The organism is Shewanella sp. Shew256 (assembly GCF_002196695.1).
Lineage (GTDB): Bacteria > Pseudomonadota > Gammaproteobacteria > Enterobacterales > Shewanellaceae > Shewanella > Shewanella mangrovisoli.
Genome location: NZ_NAJR01000007.1, coordinates 77164 through 101431 on the forward strand (window position 1 = coordinate 77164; position 24268 = coordinate 101431).

Genomic DNA, 24268 nt, shown 5'->3' on the forward strand with positions numbered 1-24268 from the left:
TAACAATTTATCTTACAGAGGGTTAGGTCTTTGCTTTCTGTTAAATAAAGTCAAACAGGGAAACAGAACCCACCTTACTAAACACGTTAGAGACTGCGTTCAATGCAAGCTGCTGCTTTTCAAATTCCGTAATCGCTGACGCATAATCCAGATCTTCCAGTAGTGAAAGGGCTGAAGTATTCACCACCTTCTCTTCTGTATGAGTATCCTTGTAACGCTCGACGACTTTCAGATTATTACCCGCCACACTTCTGGCAGAACTGATCTGATTGACGCCACTATCGATATTATTCAATATCTGTGCCAACTTCGCCTTACCTTGAGGTGTATTTGCAGAACTGGGATCTTCGATCAAAGCGATCGCATTATTGATCGTATCGAAAATACTGATTTCAGCCTGTGGCGCCATGCTGAAACTATCGCCAGCACTGGGTTTACCGTCGATCTTGACTTCAATACCATTAAAACTTACAGGGTTAGTGGCATCGAAGTTAGCGACGTTTGCAACAGGATTGTTTGCAGAATCAAGTACCTGTAGATTGACACCACCAGAACCATTGTCAGAGAAATTAAAGGTATAAGTATCAGCAACATAAGTTGACTGATCGACTATTTTGGCTGTATCAACGTTAAATCCACCTTGCTGGCTGGCCAAATAATTGACGCTATAATCGCCAACCCCATTAGGCGCTTTCATAAACGCGAGATCGCCAGGTACATTGGTGCCGAGGGCCACACCGGACTGAACTAAGCTATCACGCACGCCAGAATCACCGCTGTAAACGATCTTTGGCGGCGTAGAATTATCAAAAGCAAAAGGTTGTTTGTCTGTGCTATATCCTGAAAACAGATAATTGCCTGATTCATCCTTACTATTGGCAATAGAAAGCAACTCTTCGAGGCTATCTTTCATCTCATCGGCAATCATTTGCCGCTCTGAGTCGGATAAGGTGCCGTTCACTGCACGCATCACTTGTTCACGAATAGATGCCGTTAAATCTTCGGCACTGCCTAGTTTGCTTTCGGTCACCGCGAGACGGTTATTGGCATAGTCGATATTCTTCATAAATTGATCGACTAAGGCATTGCGTTGATTCAGGTTATCGATACCTAAAGCCGCAACAGGGTCATCCCCTGAAGTACTCACCTTTTTGCCACTGCTGAGTTGCTCTAAAATTTTGCTCGTGGCTGTTTGTTTTTGCAGCACACTACTAATGCTTTGATTAAAGAGCTGCGCACTTGATAGTCTCATCGTCACTTCTCCTAACGCACTGAGGTCAGTAGGGTGTCAAAAATTTGCTGAGCGGTTGACATGATCCGCGCAGACGCTTGATAGGCCTGTTGAAAACGCATCAAGTTGGCCGCTTCTTCATCTAAGTTCACGCCCGATTCGCTCTCGACTCTTGCATAAGCTTGTTGATAAATGGCCTCGGCGGAATCGACTCGCACGCTCGCCGCCTTGGTTTGACTACCAATATCTTGCTTGGTCTGTTCAAACACATCGGCAAGCGTTGATTTACCGCCATTCATCACTTTGGTTTCACTGAGTTTGGCCATTGCCAAGGCGTTAGTGTTATCCCCTTCGGCAAAGGATAAATCGAAGGTAAACTTGTCACCCGCGGCCGCCGCACTGCTATCGACTTCAAAGGTAAAGCCAAACGCACTAATGCTCGGTGGTGTGTACGCCGCTGGCGCGCCAAGGGATGTGCCATTGGCATCGAAGGCCTCAAAGGTTGGCGGTACGGCAGTGGTATCTAATTGAATCGTTAATTCGCTACCCGTTGTCGGGAAGTTTGCCGCATTACGGTTGGTAATTTGCGTTACCTTCACTTGAGTATTGCCTGAGTTTGCCGCATCAGGGGTGATTTTGGGCGCAGCCGCGGCAATGCCTTTCGGATCTGTCATCACCACTTCAATACCATTCGCCGCACCTGCTGTGGGTCGAATAGCAAATCGGTCACCCGAAGCCATGGCTCCGGCTTTAATATCAATCGAGAATCCCGCGCCGCCTTCGAGCTTAGTGCCGTTTAAAGTCAGTGGCGTAATAGCGCCAGTTTGTGTATCTCTGAGTTCATAGGTGGCTGGCGCTGTAAAAGACAGCTCGTATGAGCCACCCGATAAGGCGCTGGTATCGTCAATATTCACGCCTAAAGTTGCATTGCCAGTGTTACCTGATAATCCACCAACACGACCCAGAGACATCAGAGGATCGTTGATATCCTTAAAGATATTGCCGCCCACTTGGCCGTTAAGGTCGAATCCTTGGGCCTGCAACTTGTTAAAGTTATCGGCAACCCCGAGGGCCAGTTGGTCGAGTTCTAAACTCGCAGGCACTAAGGTTTGTTCACGATACTCAAACAAGGCACCAAGCTGGCCACCTAACTTACTCGGATCAGCCTTTACACTCTGCGAGCCAATAGTCGACATCAACTGTAATTCGTTGGGGAATGGATCGCCTGTCGCTGTATTCATTGACATAGCGACTTCGCCCGAAACCAACATAATAGAGCCGCCGAGCATGATGCTTTTGGCGCCATTTTCTAAGGGGATCACATTCACCTGCGCGTACTGACTCAGCTCCTGCACCAATGCATCTTGCTTGTCCAGTAACATGGCGTCTTGGTTGGGTGACTTCATCAACTCGAGGTTAAGATTGGCAAGTTCAGTGCTGATCTCATTGATACGCTTGGTCATGCCAGTGATTTGATCATTGGTTTGACTGAGTTGCCCATTTAGCGTCGACTGCATCTGGTTCAAACTGTTTGCCAATTGTTTGGCATCGTTTAAAGTCGAGCTACGAATACCTAAATCACCAGGTAAGTCCGCTAAACTGTTAAGGCCAGAAAACAGATCGTTCAAACTCTGCGGCACCACTTTGCCGATTTGCGAGAAAACTTGGTCAAGTTCGCTCAACTTGCCATAGCTCGCTTCGGCCGCACTCAGCGTGGTTTGGCCAATCCGCAGTTCGCGGGCGGCGTAGTCGTTATAAATACGTTTAACGTCAGAAACATAAGTACCTGTACCGTAAAAACTATTGCCAAGACGTTGAGACTCTAAGGTGGTTTGTGTCGCCACTTGTCTGTGATAACCCGCGGTGTTGGCGTTGGCGATGTTATTACTGGTCACCCCCAGTTGCGACTGAGATGCGAGCACGCCGGTACGGGCAATATTTAATAGATCGATAGCCATCAGCCGATACTCCCCAACACTAACATCCTATGAAGAATGATCATTTGTCTTCTCCTGGCAGTATCGACTTCAGCTCTTCACTGATGGACTGCATGACTTTAATGACTTTTTCAGCATATTTAGGATCGGTGGCATAGCCAGCATCCTGCAATGCGCGAATAAACTGAGTCGGTGACGCCGCCACTTTCTTGGCATCTTGATAACGCTCACCGTCAGCAATAAAGGATACGAAATCGTTAAAACTGTGCTCGAAATCGGCATACACCCTAAAATCGGCTTTTTGTCTAACGGCAATACCCTGCTCAAATTCCAAGGTACTCACGTTAGCCTTATCACCTTGCCAACGACGGTCGGCTTTAATGTTGAATAGGTTATGGCTAGGCGCGCCATTATTGCCGCGGACAATTTTTTGACCCCAGCCCGTCTCAAGGGCCGATTGTGCCAATAACACTTCGGGTTTAGTGCCAAGGGCTTTGGCGGCTTTTTCCGCATGGGGGTAGAGCGTCGCCAAAAATTCTTCACGGCTACCAAACTTAAGGGTCTTTTGCGTCTCCCTAAATGCCGCCGTCGGCAAGATTTGGCCGCTGATCACAGGTTCGATTGGCGATAAGGGCTGTTCTGACCAAGTAGGCCTTGGCGTATCTATGGCCAACAAACGCTCGGGTCTATCAATATCTAAGGAAGACGTCACGCCATCGGCGTTATCCATCTCAACACTTGGGCGCGCAATCGAGACTGGCACGCCTTGGGCTGCAACGACTGGCGCAGCAGCGCTTTGGTTTTCTGCAGTTGATGAGCTTTGCGCGGGAATGTTGAACGCTTTGGCATCATGTTGCAGCTTCATGCCGCCGTCATTACGCAACACGGATGCGGGCGTAAACTGGCTCGACTCGGGGGATAATTGCTGCACCATCATGTCTGCAAGTCCCAGCACACCTTTATCCGATAAATCGACGGATAACTGCTGATCCCGCATTTGCTCATAAAACTTAGTGTATTGGCTGTTGAGTGGGCTATCGGATTCAAATACTGCGTTCGCATCACGCATGCTCTTCATCAGCATTTGCACAAACACGCCTTCAAATTGTTGGGCGACTTTTTTCAAGGCGCCCTTCTCATCTTTCTGAGCCTGGGCGCGCAGGGAGTCGAGCCCGCCCAGATCAAGAAAATGTGATGAACTTGAAAGCTTTTCCATGATTTTCCCGACAGAAATTAGATGATGATAAGTTCACCATGCAAAGCACCTGCCACTTTTAACGCTTCGAGGATAGCAAGTACATCTGAAGGGGCCGCGCCCACCAAGTTTACGGCTCGCACTAACTCATCTAAGGTCGTGCCAGGATTGAACATAAACATCCGGCGATTGCTTTCGCTCGCATTGATCGTGCTGTTGCTCGTCACTGTTGTTTGACCATTCGCTAAGGCATTAGGTTGTGACACCTGAGTTGCTTCAGCAATAGTCACAGTCAAGCCACCATGCGTTACCGCGGCTGGCAATAACTTGACGTTCTGCCCAACCACAATAGTGCCAGTACGGGAGTTCACGATCACTTTGGCAGACTCTTCAGCAGGCTCCACTTCGATATTCTCGAGCGTGGCTAAAAAAGACACCCGTTGTGACACATCCCTTGGCGCACTAACCTGCACAGAGGTCGCATCCAATGGCCGCGCCATATCGGGACCAAGCAAGTCATTGATGGCATCGGCCATACGCTGCGCGGTAGAAAAATCCGAGCGACGTAGGTTGAACGTCAAATAATCGCCAGTCGAAAATGGCGTTGCGACGCTACGTTCAACAATCGCACCGTTAGGAATACGACCCACGGTTGGCGTATTTTGAATGACTTTAGAGCCATCCAAACCATCGGCACTAAAGCCGCTGACCACTAAACTGCCTTGGGCAATCGCGTACACATTGCCATCGACCCCTTTAAGGAATGTTTGCAATAAAGTGCCACCGCGTAAGCTTTTGGCTTCACCTAGGCTAGATACGGTGACATCCAATTCTTGACCGGGTTTGATAAAGGCCGGCATATCCGCATGCACCGCCACCACAGCCACGTTCTTAATTTTGGGTCTGAAATTATCGGGCAAGTTAATCCCAAAGTTTTTCAGCATGGTCATAAAGGTTTGTTCGGTGTAACGGGTCTTTTCGCCCGTACCGGGTAAACCGACAACCAAGCCGTAACCAATCAATTGGTTACTACGTACCCCTTGAACATTGGCAATATCTTTAATGCGCTCGGCTTGGCTAGGCAGTGAAAACACCAGCATGGCAACCGCTAAAATCAGTTTCAATTTCATGATACGACTCCTTAGAAGGGCCACCAATCGCTCATAAAGAACTGGCTTAACCAGCCCACTTTTTGCGCTTCGGCGAAGGTACCAGTACCGCTGTATTGAATACGCGCATTGGCCATACGGGTTGAATCGATAGTGTTATCCGGTTTGATATCCTGCGAACGCACAATCCCCGTCACTCGGATAAACTCATCGCCGTTATTGATAGAGATCCATTTTTCGCCGCGCACTACTAAGTTGCCGTTGTTGAGCACTTGCATCACGTTGGCGGAGATACTGCCATCTAAGCTGTTGCTTTGATCGGCATCGGATTCCCGCTTAGTGTTCATGCTGTCTTTGTAACGTAAATCGAGAGGGACCCCGCCAATCGACACATTGCTGCCACCGGCATAAATGGGGTCGAGCGACATGTCAGAACCTTTTTTGATCTGATTACCCGCGCTCTTTTTCGCTTGAGTCGCTTCCTTCAACACGATAGTGATGATGTCACCCACTTTATGGGCGCGAATATCCGAATAGAGACTGGCCGCTTGGCTGTCTTGGTAAATTGACCCTGTCGCGGCAATTTTGGTTGGCGGCGCTTCGGGATATACCGGCGCATAGAAAGGATCATCTGCAATCGGCTTCTTGGGGGTAGAGCTACATGCCGTAAGCAAGAGCGCAGCGGCCAATATAAAATATCTAGCCATGATAATGTGCCTCTATAGATTCTGATTCACATAAGCCAGCATTTGATCGACCGCCGAAATCACTTTGGAGTTCATCTCGTAGATCCGCTGACTTTCAATAAGATTCACCAGCTCTTCGGTCACGTTTACGTTAGAGGTTTCTAACGCGCCTTGACGAATCGCCCCCATACCATCGAGTGATGCTGTGCCTTGGATAGGCGTGCCACTGGCACCGGTTTCGGTGTACAGGTTTTGTCCCATAGGATCTAAACCCGATGGGTTAATAAAGTCGGACATGCTGAGCTGCCCCACCACTTGGTTTTCTGCGGCGCCCGGCGTCTTAACAGAAACCTCACCTTCAGCAGATACGGTAATACTGGTCGCATCTTCAGGAATGGTGATCGCAGGTTGCAGTACATAACCCGAACCTGGCGTTACAATTTGCCCAGTGTCATCTAAGGTAAATTGACCATTACGGGTATAAGCCGTGGTGCCGTCGGGTAACTGCACTTCAAAAAAGCCAGGGCCTTCGATCATCAGATCGAGTGAGTTATCCGTGGTCAACATATTGCCTTGGGTAAACATCTTTTGGGTGGCCACCACTTTGGTACCCGCACCGATATTTAAACCATTTGGCAACTTAGTGTTCGAGGCGCTAATGCCCCCCGCTTGGTTAACAGTTTGATAGAGTAAGTCTTCAAAGACGGCGCGGCTCTTTTTGTAGCCGACGGTGCTGGCGTTCGCGACGTTGTTTGAAATCACCGCAATATCGGTTTGCTGTGCGTCTAAGCCAGTTTTACTAATCCATAAGGCTGGATGCATAATTTATCTCCTAACTAATCCGCATTAATGAAGAAGCCGCGCGGTCGTTTTCTTCCGCGGTTTTCATCATCTTCACTTGCAATTCAAATTGTCGCTGTAGGTCGATTAAGGACACCATCTCATCCACTGGATTGACGTTACTGCCCTCTACAGCACCACTCTCAACAAACACGTTTGGATCGGTTGGCGCCGGATTCCCCGATACCAAACGGAACAACCCATCCTCACCACGCATCATTTGCGCATTGCCAGGATTCACCAGCTTTAATCGCCCCACCTCTTCGATCACTTCCGTTGTCGCGCCCTGAGGACGTACCGAGATAATGCCATCCTGTGAAATGGTGACTTTTTCAATCGGCAACGGTAATACAATCGGCCCCGCATCGCCCATCACAGGATTACCGCGGTCGTTATGCAATAACCCTGTTGAGTCGAAACTTAAGCTTCCTGAACGGGTATAGGCCTCACTACCATCCTTTGCCTGCACTGCGAACCAACCATCACCTTTAATGGCAACGTCAAGATCACGCCCTGTGGTTTTGATGGGGCCTGCTCGAAAATTGGCGGAGGGGGTTTCGACCATGGCAAAAACCCTCGATGGCAATCCTTCACCAAAGGCTTGCATCGATCTGGCTTGCGCCATATCCGACTTAAATCCATCGGTATTGGCGTTAGCTAAGTTGTTGGCACGCAATGCCAACTCATTCATGTTTTGCTTAGCTCCGCTCATGGATATGTAGAGGAATTTGTCCACAGACTGCTCCGTCAAATTTTCAACCTGACAATAGCAAAGCAAGCATCATGCCAATAAAATTAACGGCTAATTTACTGATAAATTGGGAGAAGATTATGAGGGAATAGCTACAAGGCCAAAAGAGGCTAAGTGTTGCCGCCAGCGGCAACACTTAGAAAAGGGAGAAATCAGTTTAACGAATTTGCAGTACAGTTTGTTGCAGGGTGTTGTTCACTTCGAGGGTACGGGAGTTGGCCTGGAAGTTACGTTGCGCCGAAATCAAATCCACCAGCTCAGTCGTTAAGTCGATGTTAGATTGCTCTAACGCCGAAGAACTGATGCTACCGAATGTACCGCTGTTTGGTTCACCCGCAAGCGCAGGACCCGACTCAAGGCTGGCTTTCCATGAAGTATTACCTACTTGGGTCAAACCTTGCTCGTTGGCAAAGCGAACTAAGGCAACGCGGGATAATGGCACGGTTGAACCGTTAGAGTAGCTGGCGGTGATCAAACCATCTTCACCGATTTCAACGTTTGTTAAACGGCCTACTGTCGTACCATCCTGCGTTAATTCGGTTGCCGCAAACGGCGCCGAATACTGAGTCGGTGCATTAAACTTAATGGTCACATCTTGAGTACCATCGGCACCAGGGCCTAACACGCCAGCACCACCCACGCCTAATGCTTCGGTCGTCACGACCGCTGGATCGCTGCCGGTATACACGCCGACAGAGTTAAACTTCAACACTGAACCTTTCCAACCGCCAGTGGTTTGGGCTGTCCCAGTACCATCGGCCGTACCGTCACCATTGGTATCTGTCTGATAAGTCCCCGCAGGGCCAGATACATCCACTTGCTTACCATCAATCGCGTAGTAGGCAACCCAGTTGTTTTCACCGTTGTAAGAGCCGTTATTTGGCTTCACAAAATAGGTGGTCATGATATGCGGCTCACCGAGTGAGTCGTAAATCGTCATCGAGGTCACGCTGTTATAGGTTTTGGAGTCCAGCGGGTCAAAGGCAGCAGGATCGAGTGAACCTTCTTTCGCGTTCAAGTTCATCTGCATAGTCACGTTTTCGGTTTGAACAGGGCTACCAGCAGTATCAGGAATTTGTACTGGCTTAGCGGTGGTTAAACTGACTGATGTCGAGTTACCGTCTTTATCTACAGGGAAGGTTTGTAAATAATTACCAGCTGAATCAACCATATAATTATTTTTGTCGACTTTAAATGCACCAGCACGGGTAAACTGATGATCTAAAGTACCAATCTCTGATGCGGTCACAAAAAAACCGCCCCCTTTGATCGCTAAATCTAAAGAGTTATTGGTTAGCTGCAAACTACCTTGGTGGAATTGCTGCGCCACTTGGCTCGTTGCCACACCACCACCAACGGCAGTTTTAGAGTTAGAGAAAATTGAATTAGCGTAAACATCCGCAAATTCAGCACGCGATTCTTTAAAGCCAATGGTATTAGCATTCGCGATGTTGTTCGCTGTAGTGTTTAAGTCTTTCTGTGCAGCAGAAATGCCACTCAATGCAATGTTAAACGACATAATTCACCTCTACATTTCACTCAATTCAATTAAGGACTCAGGTCCAACTTAATACTGACAAATTAGGTTTCTGATACCGCGAGTACATCAGAGAGCTTAATACCTGCACCACCGCGAAGATTCAGAATCGCCCCAGTGCTTGCAGTGCCTAACGAAACACTGGTCACATGGGCATAGGTCGAGACGGCAAGCTCTTGAGATTTACCATCGACAAGTCCACTGGCCTTAATGGTGTAATTACCGGCACTGACAGGCTCGCCATTCTTATTCAGGCCATCCCATGTCACAGGGATGTTGCCGCCATCACTGCCATCGATGTTAAAGGTACTGACCACTTGGCCTTTATCATCCAGTACACGCACGTTAATCACAGGAATTTTATCTGGCGTACTCACCACACCACTCAAGGTAGGGCTTTCGGTCGACACATTGCCGGTATCGGTTGGGATCAATACCTTACGTCCAACTAATCCCGATGCTTGCAGCGCCTGACTCGAGGTCATCACACTGTTTAAATTGACGATTTCATCGTTAAGCTTCGAAATACCATCCACGGTCGAAAAGGATGCCATTTGCGCAATCATCTGATCGTTGTCGACGGGCTTAAACGGATCCTGCATCGACAACTGCTGACTGAGTAACGAGAAAAAATCTTCCTGTGTCAGCTGCTGGCTCTTGGCTTCAGGGACAATGGATTCGCTAGGCAAACGGATGCCATCTAAAAAAGGATTGCCCGTTGATGTACTCGTTGTGCTCGTAGTATTAGTCGCCACCGTATTCGATTGACTCTTAGTTTGAGTCGTCTGAGCCGAGGTCTGGCTAAGTTGGTTAATGAGGCTCACAGCTTACCTCCTAAATAGCGCATATTATTTACCCATCCCAAGTGTTTGTTGCAGCATAGATTTTGCGGCTTCAGCGACTTGAACATTCATCTGATATGAGCGAGAGGCAGAAATCATATCCGCCATTTCTTCCATGACATTCACATTCGGCTTGTAGATAAAGCCATCCGCATCCGCCATCGGGTGATCCGGCGAATACTCTTTTAATAGGGGTTTATCACTCTCAACTATGCCTTTTACCGCCACACCTTGAGAGGCTTGTTGCTGACTTTGCGCCTTGGCCATTTCCGCTTCAAAAATCGGATGACGAGAGCGGTAAGTTTTATCTATGCTGCTGGAAACGGAGTCGGCGTTGGCAATGTTACTCGCGGTGGTATTGAGGCGGACAGACTGAGCTGACATGCCAGAACCCGCCACATCAAAAATACTAAATAAACTCATGATCAATCCCCTCTCAACGCTTTCTTCATGCCACTAAACTTACTGTCCAAAAATCCTAGAGACATTTGATATTCAAGCGCATTTTGCATAAATGCCGACTGTTCCTGTTGAATATCAACAGTATTGCCATCCCCAGTATCTGGCTGATTTGGCACACGGAACTTCACGTATTGTCCCGTTAATTGTGCAAGGCCAAAATGCTGCTCATCGCCTGTCATCTCAAGGCTATTGCGCTGCTGTTGCTGGGTTTTAGCAACATTTAAGGCCGCAGAAAAATCGACGTCACGGGCTTTATAATGTGGCGTATCGGCGTTTGCGATATTGCTAGAAATCACTTCGGCACGCTCAGCACGGATCCCCAACGTAAATTGGTGTACCCCTAATGCCTTATCAAAACTAATCGCCATAAAATTGCCTCCATCGTGACTCTCACGGGAACAAAGCAATTCATGTGCCAAAAAGTAATAACTAATCGAAATGTGTAGATATGAGGTTTTGCGAGGTAAAAAATTACCGACTAATGTCGGTAATTTTTATTTAATATCATTTAATTAGGTTTTCTTCTGGTAATAAATACCAGGGTTGCAACGCACCATGTCAAACTCATCTGTCAGGCCCGCAATGGATTCTGACGCACCGAGAAAAAGTATGCCCTTCGGATTTAATGCGGCAGCAAATTGCCGCAAAATTTTTGCTTTTGCCTCAGGGGCAAAATAGATCAGCACATTTCGGCAGAAAATAATGTCGAACTTGCCTAGCAAAGTGTAACTCTCAAGCAGATTGTGGGCGCGAAAATTGACTAAACGCTTAACGTTGTCCTTTACCCGCATGTTGCCAGAGGGCAAAGCATCAAAAAACTGGCGCTTACGTTCCTCCGATAGGCCACGTGCCAATGCCAAACTGTCGTACTCGGCATTTTTGCAACGTTCCAACATCGAAGGCGAAAGATCGGTCGCTTGAATTGAAGCGCCTCCCGGCAAAGCTCCCGGCTTCTTCTGTTGATATTCTAAAATCGTCATTGCCAACGAATAAGGCTCTTGGCCAGAAGAACAGGCAGCCGACCATATCTTTAATGGACGGCCCAACTTACTGTATTCAGGTAGCAATACATTGCCTAGTAACTCAAACGGATAGCGGTCACGGAACCAAAGCGTTTCATTGGTCGTCATCGCATCAATGACTTCCGCCCGCAACGCGCGCTCCGTTGGCTTCATCGAATGTTTCACCACATCGGATAACGAAGGCAGATTATATTTGCCCATCAAAGGCGCGAGACGGCTACGCACTAGGTACTGTTTATTTTCCCCCAGTACGATGCCGCTGTGTTGTTCTAAGAACAACCTAAATTGATTATATTCGGCTTCTGCGAGTGATTTGTCAGGCACATTCACGTCCTAGATCCTATAGCAAGCACCCAAATAAGTGCCAACAATCATGTAATAAGGGCTAGATTATAGCGTAAAGCACCACTAGGCACTAACCCACACTTTCACTACAAACTTAAATGCTTGTTCACTGCCGCAGCTAATTCGTCTGGGTTGAATTTAGCGATAAAATCATTAGCGCCTACTTTTTGTACCATAGCCTGATTAAACACGCCGCTTAACGAGGTATGTAGTACAACCTTGATATGCTTAAGCTTTGGATCGTCACGGATCTCAGCCGTTAAGGTATAACCATCCATTTCTGGCATTTCAATATCCGAGATAATCAGCGGGATTTCCTCGGCAACATTGTTCATTTCACCCGCAATAGCTTTTAACTTATCGAGCGCTTCACGGCCATCTTTTGCCGTATCAATCTGTAAGTTTAACGACTCTAGCGCGCGAATAATTTGTTTACGAGCCACCGCCGAATCATCAATCACCATAATATGGTAATGCTGACTTCTATCGATTGTCAGTTGCTCATTCACTTCTTCACTGATTGCGGTTTTGACTGGTGAAATTTCATCTAGGATCTTTTCAACATCAAGAATTTCAACTAGTTCACCTTCGATTTCAGTGACTGCAGTTAAGTAGGAATAGCGACCAGCCCCTTGTGGTGGCGGCATAATGGCTTCCCAATTCATGTTGATGATACGTTCAACTGAACTGACTAAGAAACCTTGTACGCTGCGGTTATATTCTGAAATGATGATAAAGCAATTTTCAGTGCTGGCTAACGGACGTCCGCCGGTTGCAGCACTCAGATCGATTACCGAAATAGTCGTGCCGCGAATATGGGCGACACCTTTGACGTAAGGATTAAGTTTAGGCAAAGTCGTTAACGGTGGACATTGCAAAACTTCTTTTACTTTGAATACGTTAATCCCAAAACGTTGACGACCATTCAACTTAAATAGCAATAGTTCTAGTCGGTTTTGACCTACGAGTTGGGTTCGTTTGTTGACTGAATCAAGAATACTCGACATAACTCTGCCTTGTTGTTCTGTTTATGTACGGCCCTAAACTCGTTTGAGTATAGGCATATTAATTGCTTACGTCTTGTCATCGATAACCATAGTTGAAACTGAGTCAAACTTCTGACACTAAATCTTAGCCGTTATGGCATGTAACAGTTTCAAACTTGATAAAAGTATAGGTGCATTCTGGCGTTACAAGCTAGTCTCTTCATTATGAAAGTAAATTTAGTCTATTTTTTGAGTATCATCGCCCTTTCCTTCGCCACTAAGGCCAATGCCGAGCCCGTGGTACCTAGCATATCGGCGATATCCGAATTAGCTAAAGCTCTTATTAATGAAAAGATTTCAGTGCCATCTAACGCTAAAGTTGAAATCCTTCCGCAAACGATAGACAGTCGTTTGCTCCCTTCTCAATGTGCCTCCCCCATTCGAGTCGAGCTCGCCTCCGACCGAGAGATCAGCCGCAATAACACGGTAAAAGTCAGTTGTGATACACCCGATTTAGCCTACCCTTGGCAGATTTTTATGTCGGTGCGGGTCGATATTCTTTTCCCAGTTGTGGTCGCCAGCGAAACACTGGCGCCCGGCGAACTGATCAGCCCAACACAAGTTGAAATCCGTTACGTCGACCAAAACAGTTTACGCGGTATGCAATTTAGCGATACCAGCCAACTTTCAGGAGTACGGGTTAAACGGCGTGTCGCCAAAAACTTCCCTATTTTTGCCAATAACCTTTGTTTTGTTTGTAAGAATGATTCAGTATCAATTTATGTGCGTTCCAGCAATTTTGTGCTAAAAACCGTAGGCGAAGCGCTACAGGATGGTAATATTGGTGACCAAATTAGGGTCAAAAATAGCAGTTCAAACAAAGAACTAGATGCCATAGTCACGGCCATTGGCGAAGTCGAAGTTAGAATGTAAAATAAACTAAAGCTTTTCGATGAGCTGCCGATACCCCAGTTAAGAAATCCCCGTATACACGACGCTGGAGCCTAAAATGGCAATTGATATTAGCAAATTTAACGCCGGAGCGGCCGCCCAAGTCCGTTCAAACACAACAAAGAAAAGCAGCGAAAGTGAGCAATCGACTCAGGTTGCGGCTAAATCGACTCAACAGAAAGGTGACTCAGTTGTCATTACGGCTCAAGCTCAACAGCTACAAGGAGCTCAAACCAAAATGGCCAGCCTACCTGAAGTAGACCAAAAGAAAGTCGCTGAGATTAAACAAGCGATTGCCGAAGGTCGCTATAAAATTGACCCCGAAATGTTGGCGGCCAACATTGCCAGCTTCGAAGCTGAATTGAATGACCTCAATAAAGAGTAACTATGACAGAAATAGCTAAACTGGTAGATCAACAACACGCCCATTTGGCTGTTCTTAAACAGATTATTCTTAAGGAAAAAGGCGCTTTGGTTGACCAAAACGCCGATTTGCTTTTATCGCTTGCGGAGCAAAAATCATCATGCCTGCAAGAACTTAAGGCCAATGATGACTTACTGGCCAATCACAGCGATAAATCCTTACTCACCTCGCAAGTAGAACTATCCCATAAAATGGCCGCCGTAAAAGAGGCCCTTGCCGAATGTAAGGATCTAAACGCTCAAAATGCCAGTCTGATCGAGATGAATCTAGCGAGTCTAAACCGTTTTGCCCAAGCCTTACAGGCGAGCCGAAACGCAACTACTCTGACTTATAACGATAAAGGCAGAACCTCGACCCTTTCTAGCTTAGGCAATGATTTAAAAGCGTAAATCATGCATCATAAGTAAACGGGATATAAACAAAAGCCGCGCTAAAACTTAGCGCGGCTTTTGTTTATTGGTACAGCACGACGAGCAGTCATCCAGACCTAGCTCTAAAACCAACCCTAGCACCAACCCTAGCACTAAAAATAGGTAACATCTTTAATTCTTTGTGGGCGGCTCTGCTGTTGGTAAATCTGCCATACCTTGGCAAAATCAAGTTCTAACTCAGTCACATAGTGGTCCCCTGCCGGATAGCTTTTTACCACTTTCGCGCCGCGGATCACCCCAGTCACAGACGCTTTAACATTATCATCTGTCAGCATCCAATCACTGACACTACTGTTGGCGGTGATCTTCTGTCCATACACTTGTTCAGCCAGTTCACGGTAGGCCACGATTTTTGACGCCTGCATCGCCATTAAAACTCGTTGGGACTGCTCTTTGGCCGGTTGAGTCGCTAGCGGGGCGTAACCTATTGCCGTCAGTTTAGGAAAACTACTTGGGGGCACATCTTCCCACTGAACATATCTATCTTTAGTTGCACACCCAGTAAGAAGGAGCGCCGCAACAATTAGTAAGTAGCGTTTCATTTTCCATCTCCTAGTACCCGAACCTCATTCATACCAGGGCTCGACTGGCGATATAAAATCCCATCCTGAGAGATAACTTGCTCGGAGGGCTGCATGTAATTACTCAATTCTTTTTGAGTCACAAAAGTCTGCGATGCCGATACCACACGATTGTTACTTAGAGTGACAATCCGAGTATTGATTGCCATGCCATTGGTTGTCGGGCTCATGGTCGATACGACGATATGGTCAACGGGTAAATTGGTCGAAAGCTTTTGCCAATCGCGCGTCAAAATAAAATCGCCATCAGCCGTCACTCTCAGCCCATCACCTAAATTCAAATCCACCACATTGAACATAAAGCTATGCAAAGACGTCATCAGCCCTTGCTGCAGCTGCTGCGCCAGTGCATTGGTGCTACTCAAATTCCCAACTAACACAGGCGTGGCAACAACGATAGGCTGGTCGGGACGCAGTGCATCATTCTGCTTGACTAACTCAGTCACAATTCGCTGCGCGAGATGATTAATCGTCGCCGTAGGCGGCAAACCATTGCCGTCAGCTAAGCTAGGTTTGGGCGGTGCCACGGGTTTAGTCGCACACCCAACCAGCACTAACAGTGCCAGCGGAATGAATGCACGCTTCAGCATAAGAGTAACCTCGTCATCAATATCAATGTGGCCCAGTGGGAGCCGCAATCTTTGCCATAAAGCAAGCAAGTATTAGACCAAGTCAAAATATTGCGCTTAATGAACTCCCCAGATTATCGACAAATCCATTGATAACTTTATCCCTATACCTCGATAAATCAGGCATAAAATTTGCTTAGAGCCATAAAGCACTGCCAGTAAACTGACTCATCCCAGCAAATTTAGTTAAGGGCTTATTGATGAACATACTAAGAAAGAACTTGCTCATAATCAGCAGCCTACTGCTATTTGCTGCACAGGCAAACGCCGAATGGGTCGAGGCCAGCGGCGAAGCGGTGATCACTAATGGCAACATCGCCCAAGCGCGTGAAGAAGCCATCAATCAAGCAGTGAGTTATGCCACGCTCAGTACGGGTATCCAAATCAGCAGTGAGCAGCAAACGACTAACGGCAATCTGACGCAAAACAGCTTTGCGATTAATCGTTATGCCCAGGCGATTAGCATCCAATTAGTGAGCGAGCGTATTGAAGGCAGCAAAATTTATGTTTCCCTCAGGCTCGATCTTAATGATGACCCCACCCAGCAATGCCCTGCTGGGCAGTTAAAAGCCGCCATCTTAATCCCCCAAGCGCAAATAAAAGACCGTGCACAGTTACGCTACGGACAACTCTCTGGATTTGAAGAAGTCATCTCCGAGAAACTGGGTAATAGCATCGATGGCTACTCATCCACTGGTTTTAGCCATATCCATGCCAAAGAACGGCTTGATATCGCACAGGAACTTGTCGATATCCGCGGCTATCGACTCCCCAGTTGGTTAAGTGAAATCACCGATAGCCAATATATTTTATTGCCACAAATCATCGATATATCGACTGAGCCTGTGCAATCTACCTTTATGGGATGGTGGGATGAAGCGCCACTCAGACAATTTCAATTTAAACTCAGTCTCTATCACGGCATTAGCGGTGAGGAAGTGTGGAGCAAAACCTACAGTACCTCTGCCCCGTGGGAGTTTGAAGAACAGGCCATCATAGCCCCTAATAGCGACCGATTTTGGCGTTCATCCTATGGCAGAAATATCAGCCAAATCATGCAAGAAGCAACTCGAGATATAGACAACACGCTCAATTGCAGGCCACTGCTAGGGCAAGTCGTCAGCCGTCAAGGTGACAGGATTATCCTCAACTTAGGTCGCAAACACGGCATTCGAGTTGGCGATAAATTCCAGGTCGTGTTACAACAAAACTTACCCGATAGACTCAACGAAATGCGTGCCGTCGCCACCAAGAGCCGAGCAACGGTAAAAATTGAACAAGTCAGCGAAGAAAGTGCAACGGCAGTCCTCGTTGACCAAAATGCGGCTTACAATGTACAGATAAACGACATCGCGCTTAAGATTTAAGCAACTAAATCATAAGCCTTTTAATCAAAGATAAAACCAGTATAATCACAGGCGTCTCTTCATAGCTCAACAGGATAGAGCAGCCGCCTCCTAAGCGGCCGATCGGGGTTCGAGTCCCTGTGGAGAGACCAGATAGTGATGTCGGTGATATCAATTGACCAAAGCTTCCGAGGAAACGGATGACTGAACTATTTGCCACTAATTTGAGTATCATTACTAAACGCTGGCCAATTGTGGCTGCAGCCCTACAAAGTCAATCGATAGAACACCTGGATGCCTTCCTAGTTACTGGACGCAATCAAACCATAAGTGTAAATGGCATCCAATTAAGTAGCCGTCACGATCGTATTGCTGAGGCCCAACTCTTTATCAGTACACTGCCCCTCGATGCGACCCAAGTAACTGTCTACGGTGTAGGTATGGGTGATGTTCCAAGTTTATTAATCGATAATCCGCAATATCAAACAATCAATGTATGCATTCTCAATCTTGCTGTCTTTGCACTACTGATTAGCTACACAGATCAGAGTGAATGGCTGAGTCATCCACAAGTAGAATTGCTCGAAAACCTTAGCCAAACAGTTAATTTTCCAAATATCGCGATTACACCTGATCTCTCACTTGTCAGTGATGAAAATGCAACATTACGCGATTTATTAATTTTCGAAAAGTGCATCGAATTTTCGAATAAAAAACATCAAATAGACTACCCCAAGTTACAGATTCGCTTTGAAGAAAATAGTATATTTTTAAGAACAGATCCTAGCGCTGAACTTCTAAAGTCAAAATACAATAAAAAATCAGCATTTATAATAGGATCTGGTCCATCTCTTGAAAAAAAATACAATTACCTAAAGAAATGGCAGTTAAAAAATGAAAGCGAAAAACCATTAATAATATCAGTTGACACAGCATTTAAAGCATTAGAAAGTCAAAATATATTCCCCGATATTGTAATTAGTATAGATAAGAATATAACCAATGAGCATTTTCCAACTTACATCCCAGATAACATTAAATTAGTTTATTTTCCTACAACATCTCCAAGTGTTATTCGTTCATGGCCAGGTCCAAGATTTAATGCTTACTCTAAGGGAGGTATTTATGACAATTTTAACTTTAAAAACCCCAAAATTAGATTATATACTAATGGAAGTGTTATTCATCCTGCTATAGATCTTGCAGTGTCTTTAGATATTCGTGACATTACACTTTTTGGTTGTGATTTCAGCTACCCCAACAACAAGACACATGCATACTGGGAAGATGGGCAACTCGGACCGACTTCGAAAAATGCTAAGCATTGGGTCATTAATGGCTATGGAAAACGTGTACCAACAGACCTAAATTTCAGAGGATACTTACGCAGTTTAGAAAGTTATATAAAAACTAAGCCTAGTGTTAAATTCTATCAATCTAGTTTAGATGGTGCATATATCCAAGGCACTCATTTCAAGGAGTGTTCCTGATGGATAATCAAGAAAAAACTGAATTAATCCAGCTATTGATTTTCACCGCTCATCAGTTCCGTCTTGCTAGAGAGGCTGAAGGTTTAGATCATTTTAAGCTTTGCATCGATGAAATAGAAAAAAAACAATTTTATATGATGAAAGAAGAATTTGAAATTTTACAATATTCTATGCTTACTGCAATGGAAAGGCATGATTGGCTAAGTCTTGCGGATGACATTGAGTACGAGTTGTCTATGTTAATAAAATAACTTTTTACATTTAAGAACTAAATTCAGTAAATTTATTTAAACTTAAGGTGAAAATATGATTTTAAACAAAGAAAAAAATACTGACACTAAAAATAGCGACCTTATCATATCACCTAAATTAACCACCAGTAGATTTGGAGAATATTATTTAGCCAGCGTTAACCGTAAGAGCTTTGAAGTTATTGACTCAAGAACTTTATATAACAAAAAATTTAAAGAAGAATTTGAGATTAATGATAACCTAAATATCATTATCGGCTCTGACTCCGGATTACTTATTAAATACATAATGGAAAAATCGATACCAAAGGGAAGTAAATTTATTTTCATAGAACTTCATGAAGTATTAAATATCCTATCAATAGAAATACCTAATAAATATAAAAAAACAATCACCATTTGCAATGAAAATAACTTTATTAAGTATTTCAAGAAAGATAGTTTTGACATTTATTTCTTAAAAAACAAATGTACTCTACACCCTTCTATCGCAGTATCTCATGAACATATAGAAAATTACACACACCTTTATAATAAAGTAAAGAAAATAATAGAATCAATAATCAGTGAACATCAAATAAGTTTTTCACAACAAATATTTACAAAGGCTCAATTTGAAAATATTAGTGAAATGATACACCCTGCAAAAATCTTGAAATCAATCCTCCCAAATAGAACGGCAATAATTATTGGTGGTGGTCCGTCAATGGATGAACATATTGACTGGATTAAGATAAATAGAGCTAACTTGGTAATTTTAGCAGTATCACGCATTGCTGATAAACTAATTTTAAATGATATTATACCTGATTTTGTAATCACTGTTGACCCTCAAGATATTAGCTTTGATGTTAATAGTGAATTAATGAAACATTTTGATAAATTCATCTTGATTTTTTCTTATCACGCTTGCCCAAGAATTGTTAACCAATGGCAAGGTAAATGTATGTATTTGGGCAATAAGTACCCATGGGAAGAAGAGGGTAATATTCCAACAATTGGCCCAACCGTGAGCAATAGTTCGATTAGAATTGCATTAGAAATGGGATGCACGCAGATATTATTATCTGGCGTTGATTTTTGCTATTCGCAATCTGGATATACGCATGTAAAAGGAACTCTTGAAGCAAACCTTGGTCCCAATCTGGGTCAAATTGGTGAATGGGTCGAGACAAATGGGGGCTTGAAAGCTGAAACTCCAATACAGCTTCTATATGCACTTGATGCGCTTCAGAGTGAGGTTGCATTATATAATGATGTCGATTTTGTAAATTTATCTATAAACGCTGCAAAAATAAACGGCGTACGATACTGCCCAATAGAAAACATTATCCTTAAAGATACAAATAATATTTCCAATATCATAAGCAATATACATCTATCTGAAAACCGGATGGATGTTATTTCAAAAACAATAAATAATGTGCAAAATTCATTAAATAAGCTCTCCACATTACTTGAAAAGATCAATAGCGCTATAGAATTAGTAAAAAAAATGGACCGCACTGAAATCTCCCACAAAGAACTCATGCTTCATTCAAGAGAAATAAGTAAAATCGAAAAAAATATTCAATTTAAATTCCCAGAACTGATTAGTTTAGCAAAAAACTATGGATTATATGAAATCTCAAAATCCTTATCATTACAGGATAGTGATGACTGGGATCAGAATACAGTGAACTCAATGCATAGAATTTATTTCTCAGCATTAAAAGAATCGATTAACGCATTAATTAAATTGTCATCTGACTCTTTGGAAAGGCTTAAATCTAGAATGATTGAATCTGAGGGGGCTGAATTATCCAGGCTCTTTCCACAATGGAAAAATGACAATCAACCTGGTCGGGTTCTTATATGGTTAAAGAATGTCTCTAATAAAGAAATCAAACTTACCAAGAGTGAGATGAAATTAATAGAATTACTAAAAAACGATTACAAAAACCAAGTCAATAAAAAAAATTTAAATTATGAGAACAAAATAAAAAATTCTAATAAACTTGAAAGCATATTCAGAAAGGCATCATATTTTATTGAAAACAAGGACATCTCAGGTCTATATTATTTATTATCATGCTTAAATCCTGTTAAAAACAAAAATAAAGAAATAAGAAAATTATCCACTTATATAGAAGCTAAAGCTTTAGAGCTGGAAAATAAATTCAACTTAGCATTAAATAAAATTTTAGAAATCCCTATCAATCAATGTACAGAATATGAGCTTAAGCTCACTATAAAGCTTGCACTTAAAAACTCAAACTTACCTATCGCTGAGAGATATCTAGTTGAAACACTAAAAATCTCAAAAGAATTTATGCCGCAATATGCTCATCTATTACAGGTTGAAGGAAGACTAAAAGAGTCTTTAAATGTGTATTTAGATTATTTAGAGGAGTATCCTTCAGATGTACCAATTTGGTTAAAGCTTGGCACTTTCATGTTAGATTTAGAACAAATAGAATCAGCTAGGTTTGCTTTTTCACAAGCTTTAATAGCGGATCCCAAAAATATAATTGCTATTGAGTTTATTGAAAAAATTAATACCCATTTATTGAAGTAAAGAATCCACTTTCTTAGAAGTCAACTTTGATTTTCCTCTGAAAGGGTAATCCTCCGATTTTTAACCGTAGTTAAAAGTAGAGATTAAGCAGCCATCAAAGGGCTATTTCCTTTCAGCAACTTCATCGGTAGCGACAATTGAGCCTCATGCTCTGGATCTTGCTTATCTTGATGGCAAACATAGCGTCTATGATTTCCTCATTTACACCTACCGTATCAACAAAATAAGCCCTCGCGCAAAAGATATTTCCCCATATTTTTTTGCGAACATGAGGGAATTCGTTAAAAACTCCGCCCTTCAATACCCCATTAATGTGGATACTTACAACTTTTTGAATATTATCACAACTAGATGCACGCGATCTATCTGGATAATTTAATTCTAAGAGCTCACAACGTTTCATATTGCATAGAATATAAATCAACCTGTATAGCTCTTTTACAAGTTTACCTTTTAGAATGTTGAATCTGTTCTTAGGCGTCCAAACGAGATGATATTTACAACGCCAGTAAACATCAGATGAACGTCTGTTATCGCCCATGTTTTCTCTTATTTGTGGTTAATAATAAAATCTCTTTTAACATGGACGTTATTCAGGCTATAGCCGGACAATCACCACCGCCAGAGGCGGTGGTTTTGGGATACCAATAAATAACCGTTAAACTATTCAGTCATACTTTTTGGAAATAAAATCTTAGACACTTTATATTGAATTTAAATATCAACATCGATATTGACAATTGAAAAAAGACAAAATTTAAAATCTAAATTTTATAAGGACTATGTTTCCTAACGGAGAAAAAGTATAACAATAATGCGAAATGGTACCCATTTAAAGACAATAAACATTTAAACATTATAGAACTTTTTAATATCTATAATAAGCCTATTATACTCGGTTACCCTCTAAGGAAACAACGTTTTGTAAGAAAAATTGGTAGTAACTTACTATTATCCAATCTTTCTACCCCCCTTTTCAATTAGGAACCAATTAATATCATCTTGAGGAAAATTATTGTCCCTGTGATACATGAAGCCATAATCCACCAATTGTAAGTCGGGGTACTTGTCCAGCATCTCGCCAGCGAAATCCCGCTTGAACAACTTGCCACTGTGTCCACGATAGGACACTTCCACCGGTGCTGGGTTGTAGTATTCGGCGATGCAAATATAACGTTGGCTACTGTTGTACAGCTTGTCATATACCCCCTGCAACTCATCGGGGTTGATATGGATCAGTACCCCTTTTATCAGCACGAAGTCATAACGAGTTTCAGGTACGAAATCCAGTATCGACGAATGATATACGGTGAGATCCTGGAACTGCTTAAGCTGTGCAACCGCCTTCTCATTGATCTCAATTGCTGACATTTTTACCTGCGGCATGATTGAGTCGAAAGCGGCAATATTCAAACCTATATTGGCCCCAAACTCGATAAAGCTTCCGATGTTTTGCGTCCGTTGCAATACCTTGGCAAAGAAAGCGATGTTGGCGGCAACCGCCCTGGCCCCTTGGTTGCGTTTCAGGTATTCATCACCAAATTCCCCTGCCCAAAATCTTTCATGTTCAGTCTTGTAAGTCACCTTTAATTCCCCGCAAATGATATGCTTATTCTATTAACTCAAAACTTAAGGCCGTTCCTTTTGCAAGGTCATGCTTAGCCTTTCTTCCAAGCACGGCTTCATAATGCTTGGGTGCCAAGCCAAAACCCGGGCGAATGCTTCGGATATTGTCGGCGCTCAACAGCTCACCTTTGGCTATGTCTTTCACCACATACAAGGAGCGGCGAAACTTCACATTACCCAGCTCCGTCGTGGTCTTTTGGTAGTTGACCTGGCCGAGCGCCGACCACGCGGTTTTCGCATCACGGCACAGTGCCGCCAGCTCTTGGGGCTCCAATGAAAAGCTGTCATCCGGTCCACCGCCGTTGCGATCCAGAGTGACATGCTTTTCTATCACGCAGGCGCCCAGCGCCACCGCGGCTACCGCCGTCGCGTTATCTATGGTGTGATCCGAAAGGCCGGTTAACACATCAAATCGTCGGGCCATGTCCGGAATGGTCCGCAGGTTATATTCTGCTGCCGGGGCCGGATAGCCGCTGACACAGTGCAGAATAACCAATTCCTTACAACCGTTGTTTTTGGCTGTCGCAATTGCCTCTTGAATTTCGGCCTCATTTGCCATGCCGGTGGACATGATCATGGGCTTGCCGGCCTGCGCAACGCGCTTTATCAAGGGCAGATCCACCAGCTCAAACGAGGCAATTTTATAGGCAGGCGCATTCAGGGACTCGAGCAATTCAACAGCGCTGAAGTCAAACGGTGAACTAAATATGGTGATGCCCAGCTCTTTGGCCTTGTCAAATAAGGGTTTATGCCATTCCCATGGCATGTAGGCACTTTTATACAACTGATAGAGCGACTGACCATCCCAGAGCCCACCGTGCACCATGAAAGCATCGTCTTCGGAATCAAGTGTGATGGTGTCAGGCGTATAGGTCTGTAATTTGACCGCGTCTGCGCCGGCACGCTTTGCCTGGATCAGGATCTCAATTGCGTTTTCTATTTTGCCATTATGATTGGCAGACAATTCGGCAATCACATAGGGTGCATGGGACGCACCGATAAGACGGCCGTCGATACAAATTTCGGATTTCATTCCAAC

The 24268-nt window shown here is 44.2% G+C and carries 25 protein-coding genes and 1 tRNA gene; 8 read left to right on the top strand and 18 right to left on the bottom strand.

Translation table 11 applies throughout. The features are described from left to right. Positions 1 to 40 precede the first annotated feature (40 nt). The 13 genes from flgL to B5P39_RS14465 all read right to left on the bottom strand — a co-directional run bounded on the left by flgL (position 41) and on the right by B5P39_RS14465 (position 12964). Complete coding sequence (flgL, locus tag B5P39_RS14405) at positions 41 to 1252, bottom strand: flagellar hook-associated protein FlgL (protein ID WP_088212003.1); 1212 nt, start codon at positions 1250 to 1252, stop codon at positions 41 to 43. An 11-nt stretch (positions 1253 to 1263) separates the two neighbouring features. Next, on the bottom strand, positions 1264 to 3189 hold the full coding sequence (gene flgK / locus B5P39_RS14410; RefSeq protein WP_088212004.1) for a flagellar hook-associated protein FlgK: 1926 nt from the start codon (positions 3187 to 3189) through the stop codon (positions 1264 to 1266). Between the two features lie 40 nt (positions 3190 to 3229). Continuing rightward, positions 3230 to 4384, bottom strand: coding sequence for a flagellar assembly peptidoglycan hydrolase FlgJ (gene flgJ, locus B5P39_RS14415; RefSeq protein ID WP_088212005.1), 1155 nt, complete (start codon positions 4382 to 4384; stop codon positions 3230 to 3232). Positions 4385 to 4401: 17 nt separating this feature from the next. After that, positions 4402 to 5493 (bottom strand): flagellar basal body P-ring protein FlgI, encoded by a 1092-nt coding sequence (locus B5P39_RS14420; protein WP_088212006.1) that lies wholly within the window; start codon positions 5491 to 5493, stop codon positions 4402 to 4404. A gap of 11 nt (positions 5494 to 5504) precedes the next feature. Beyond that, positions 5505 to 6179, bottom strand: a complete 675-nt coding sequence (flgH, locus tag B5P39_RS14425; RefSeq protein ID WP_088212007.1) for a flagellar basal body L-ring protein FlgH — start codon at positions 6177 to 6179, stop codon at positions 5505 to 5507. A 12-nt stretch (positions 6180 to 6191) separates the two neighbouring features. Beyond that, a complete protein-coding gene (gene flgG / locus B5P39_RS14430) occupies positions 6192 to 6980 on the bottom strand; it encodes a flagellar basal-body rod protein FlgG (protein ID WP_011625678.1) in 789 nt (262 codons plus the stop codon). 10 nt (positions 6981 to 6990) lie between these two features. After that, the gene (gene flgF / locus B5P39_RS14435; RefSeq protein WP_088212008.1) at positions 6991 to 7734 is read right to left on the bottom strand and encodes a flagellar basal-body rod protein FlgF; all 744 of its coding nucleotides are present in this window, start codon (positions 7732 to 7734) and stop codon (positions 6991 to 6993) included. Between the two features lie 172 nt (positions 7735 to 7906). Further along, positions 7907 to 9268: a flagellar hook protein FlgE gene (gene flgE / locus B5P39_RS14440; RefSeq protein ID WP_088212009.1), complete on the bottom strand. Its 1362-nt coding sequence runs from the start codon at positions 9266 to 9268 to the stop codon at positions 7907 to 7909. A gap of 62 nt (positions 9269 to 9330) precedes the next feature. After that, on the bottom strand, positions 9331 to 10110 hold the full coding sequence (gene flgD, locus B5P39_RS14445; RefSeq protein ID WP_088212010.1) for a flagellar hook assembly protein FlgD: 780 nt from the start codon (positions 10108 to 10110) through the stop codon (positions 9331 to 9333). A gap of 24 nt (positions 10111 to 10134) precedes the next feature. After that, positions 10135 to 10551 carry a flagellar basal body rod protein FlgC gene (gene flgC / locus B5P39_RS14450; protein ID WP_011622048.1) on the bottom strand — a complete coding sequence of 139 codons (417 nt, stop codon included), beginning with the start codon at positions 10549 to 10551 and terminating at the stop codon, positions 10135 to 10137. A gap of 2 nt (positions 10552 to 10553) precedes the next feature. Next, positions 10554 to 10958 (bottom strand): flagellar basal body rod protein FlgB, encoded by a 405-nt coding sequence (flgB, locus tag B5P39_RS14455; protein WP_088212011.1) that lies wholly within the window; start codon positions 10956 to 10958, stop codon positions 10554 to 10556. Between the two features lie 144 nt (positions 10959 to 11102). Further along, on the bottom strand, positions 11103 to 11942 hold the full coding sequence (locus B5P39_RS14460) for a CheR family methyltransferase (protein ID WP_176399945.1): 840 nt from the start codon (positions 11940 to 11942) through the stop codon (positions 11103 to 11105). Between the two features lie 101 nt (positions 11943 to 12043). Beyond that, entirely contained in the window at positions 12044 to 12964 is a 921-nt protein-coding gene (locus tag B5P39_RS14465) for a chemotaxis protein CheV (protein WP_088212012.1), read from the bottom strand. A gap of 204 nt (positions 12965 to 13168) precedes the next feature. On the opposite strand from B5P39_RS14465, the gene flgA reads away from it, so the two are divergent. From flgA to B5P39_RS14480, 3 genes are all read left to right on the top strand, one after another. After that, positions 13169 to 13876: a flagellar basal body P-ring formation chaperone FlgA gene (gene flgA / locus B5P39_RS14470; protein ID WP_088212013.1), complete on the top strand. Its 708-nt coding sequence runs from the start codon at positions 13169 to 13171 to the stop codon at positions 13874 to 13876. 76 nt (positions 13877 to 13952) lie between these two features. After that, positions 13953 to 14279 (top strand): flagellar biosynthesis anti-sigma factor FlgM, encoded by a 327-nt coding sequence (flgM, locus tag B5P39_RS14475; RefSeq protein ID WP_088212014.1) that lies wholly within the window; start codon positions 13953 to 13955, stop codon positions 14277 to 14279. 2 nt (positions 14280 to 14281) lie between these two features. Continuing rightward, positions 14282 to 14707, top strand: a complete 426-nt coding sequence (locus B5P39_RS14480; protein ID WP_088212015.1) for a flagella synthesis protein FlgN — start codon at positions 14282 to 14284, stop codon at positions 14705 to 14707. Between the two features lie 134 nt (positions 14708 to 14841). On the opposite strand, the gene B5P39_RS14485 is transcribed toward B5P39_RS14480, so the two are convergent. Together B5P39_RS14485 and B5P39_RS14490 are read right to left on the bottom strand one after the other, a co-directional pair. Beyond that, positions 14842 to 15291: an LPP20 family lipoprotein gene (locus B5P39_RS14485; protein WP_088212016.1), complete on the bottom strand. Its 450-nt coding sequence runs from the start codon at positions 15289 to 15291 to the stop codon at positions 14842 to 14844. Next, on the bottom strand, positions 15288 to 15920 hold the full coding sequence (locus B5P39_RS14490) for a FlgO family outer membrane protein (protein WP_088212103.1): 633 nt from the start codon (positions 15918 to 15920) through the stop codon (positions 15288 to 15290). Before B5P39_RS14490 ends, B5P39_RS14485 begins: the two co-directional genes overlap by 4 nt. 239 nt (positions 15921 to 16159) lie before the next feature. Between B5P39_RS14490 and B5P39_RS14495 the strand changes: the two genes are divergently transcribed. From B5P39_RS14495 to B5P39_RS14515, 5 genes are all read left to right on the top strand, one after another. Further along, positions 16160 to 17326 carry a flagellar assembly protein FlgT gene (locus B5P39_RS14495; protein ID WP_088212017.1) on the top strand — a complete coding sequence of 389 codons (1167 nt, stop codon included), beginning with the start codon at positions 16160 to 16162 and terminating at the stop codon, positions 17324 to 17326. Positions 17327 to 17381: 55 nt separating this feature from the next. Further along, positions 17382 to 17457, top strand: a tRNA-Arg gene (locus B5P39_RS14500). Between the two features lie 48 nt (positions 17458 to 17505). Further along, the gene (locus B5P39_RS14505; RefSeq protein ID WP_088212018.1) at positions 17506 to 18795 is read left to right on the top strand and encodes a motility associated factor glycosyltransferase family protein; all 1290 of its coding nucleotides are present in this window, start codon (positions 17506 to 17508) and stop codon (positions 18793 to 18795) included. Continuing rightward, positions 18795 to 19046, top strand: a complete 252-nt coding sequence (locus B5P39_RS14510; protein ID WP_088212019.1) for a hypothetical protein — start codon at positions 18795 to 18797, stop codon at positions 19044 to 19046. Before B5P39_RS14505 ends, B5P39_RS14510 begins: the two co-directional genes overlap by 1 nt. Before the next feature lie 55 nt (positions 19047 to 19101). Next, a complete protein-coding gene (locus B5P39_RS14515) occupies positions 19102 to 21603 on the top strand; it encodes a motility associated factor glycosyltransferase family protein (protein ID WP_088212020.1) in 2502 nt (833 codons plus the stop codon). A 121-nt stretch (positions 21604 to 21724) separates the two neighbouring features. On the opposite strand, the gene B5P39_RS14520 is transcribed toward B5P39_RS14515, so the two are convergent. From B5P39_RS14520 to pseI, 3 genes are all read right to left on the bottom strand, one after another. Then, complete coding sequence (locus tag B5P39_RS14520; protein WP_088212021.1) at positions 21725 to 22144, bottom strand: transposase; 420 nt, start codon at positions 22142 to 22144, stop codon at positions 21725 to 21727. Positions 22145 to 22554: 410 nt separating this feature from the next. Beyond that, positions 22555 to 23187, bottom strand: a complete 633-nt coding sequence (locus B5P39_RS14525; RefSeq protein WP_088212022.1) for a pseudaminic acid biosynthesis-associated methylase — start codon at positions 23185 to 23187, stop codon at positions 22555 to 22557. 25 nt (positions 23188 to 23212) lie between these two features. Continuing rightward, complete coding sequence (pseI, locus tag B5P39_RS14530) at positions 23213 to 24262, bottom strand: pseudaminic acid synthase (protein WP_088212023.1); 1050 nt, start codon at positions 24260 to 24262, stop codon at positions 23213 to 23215. Between the last annotated feature and the right edge of the window lie 6 nt (positions 24263 to 24268).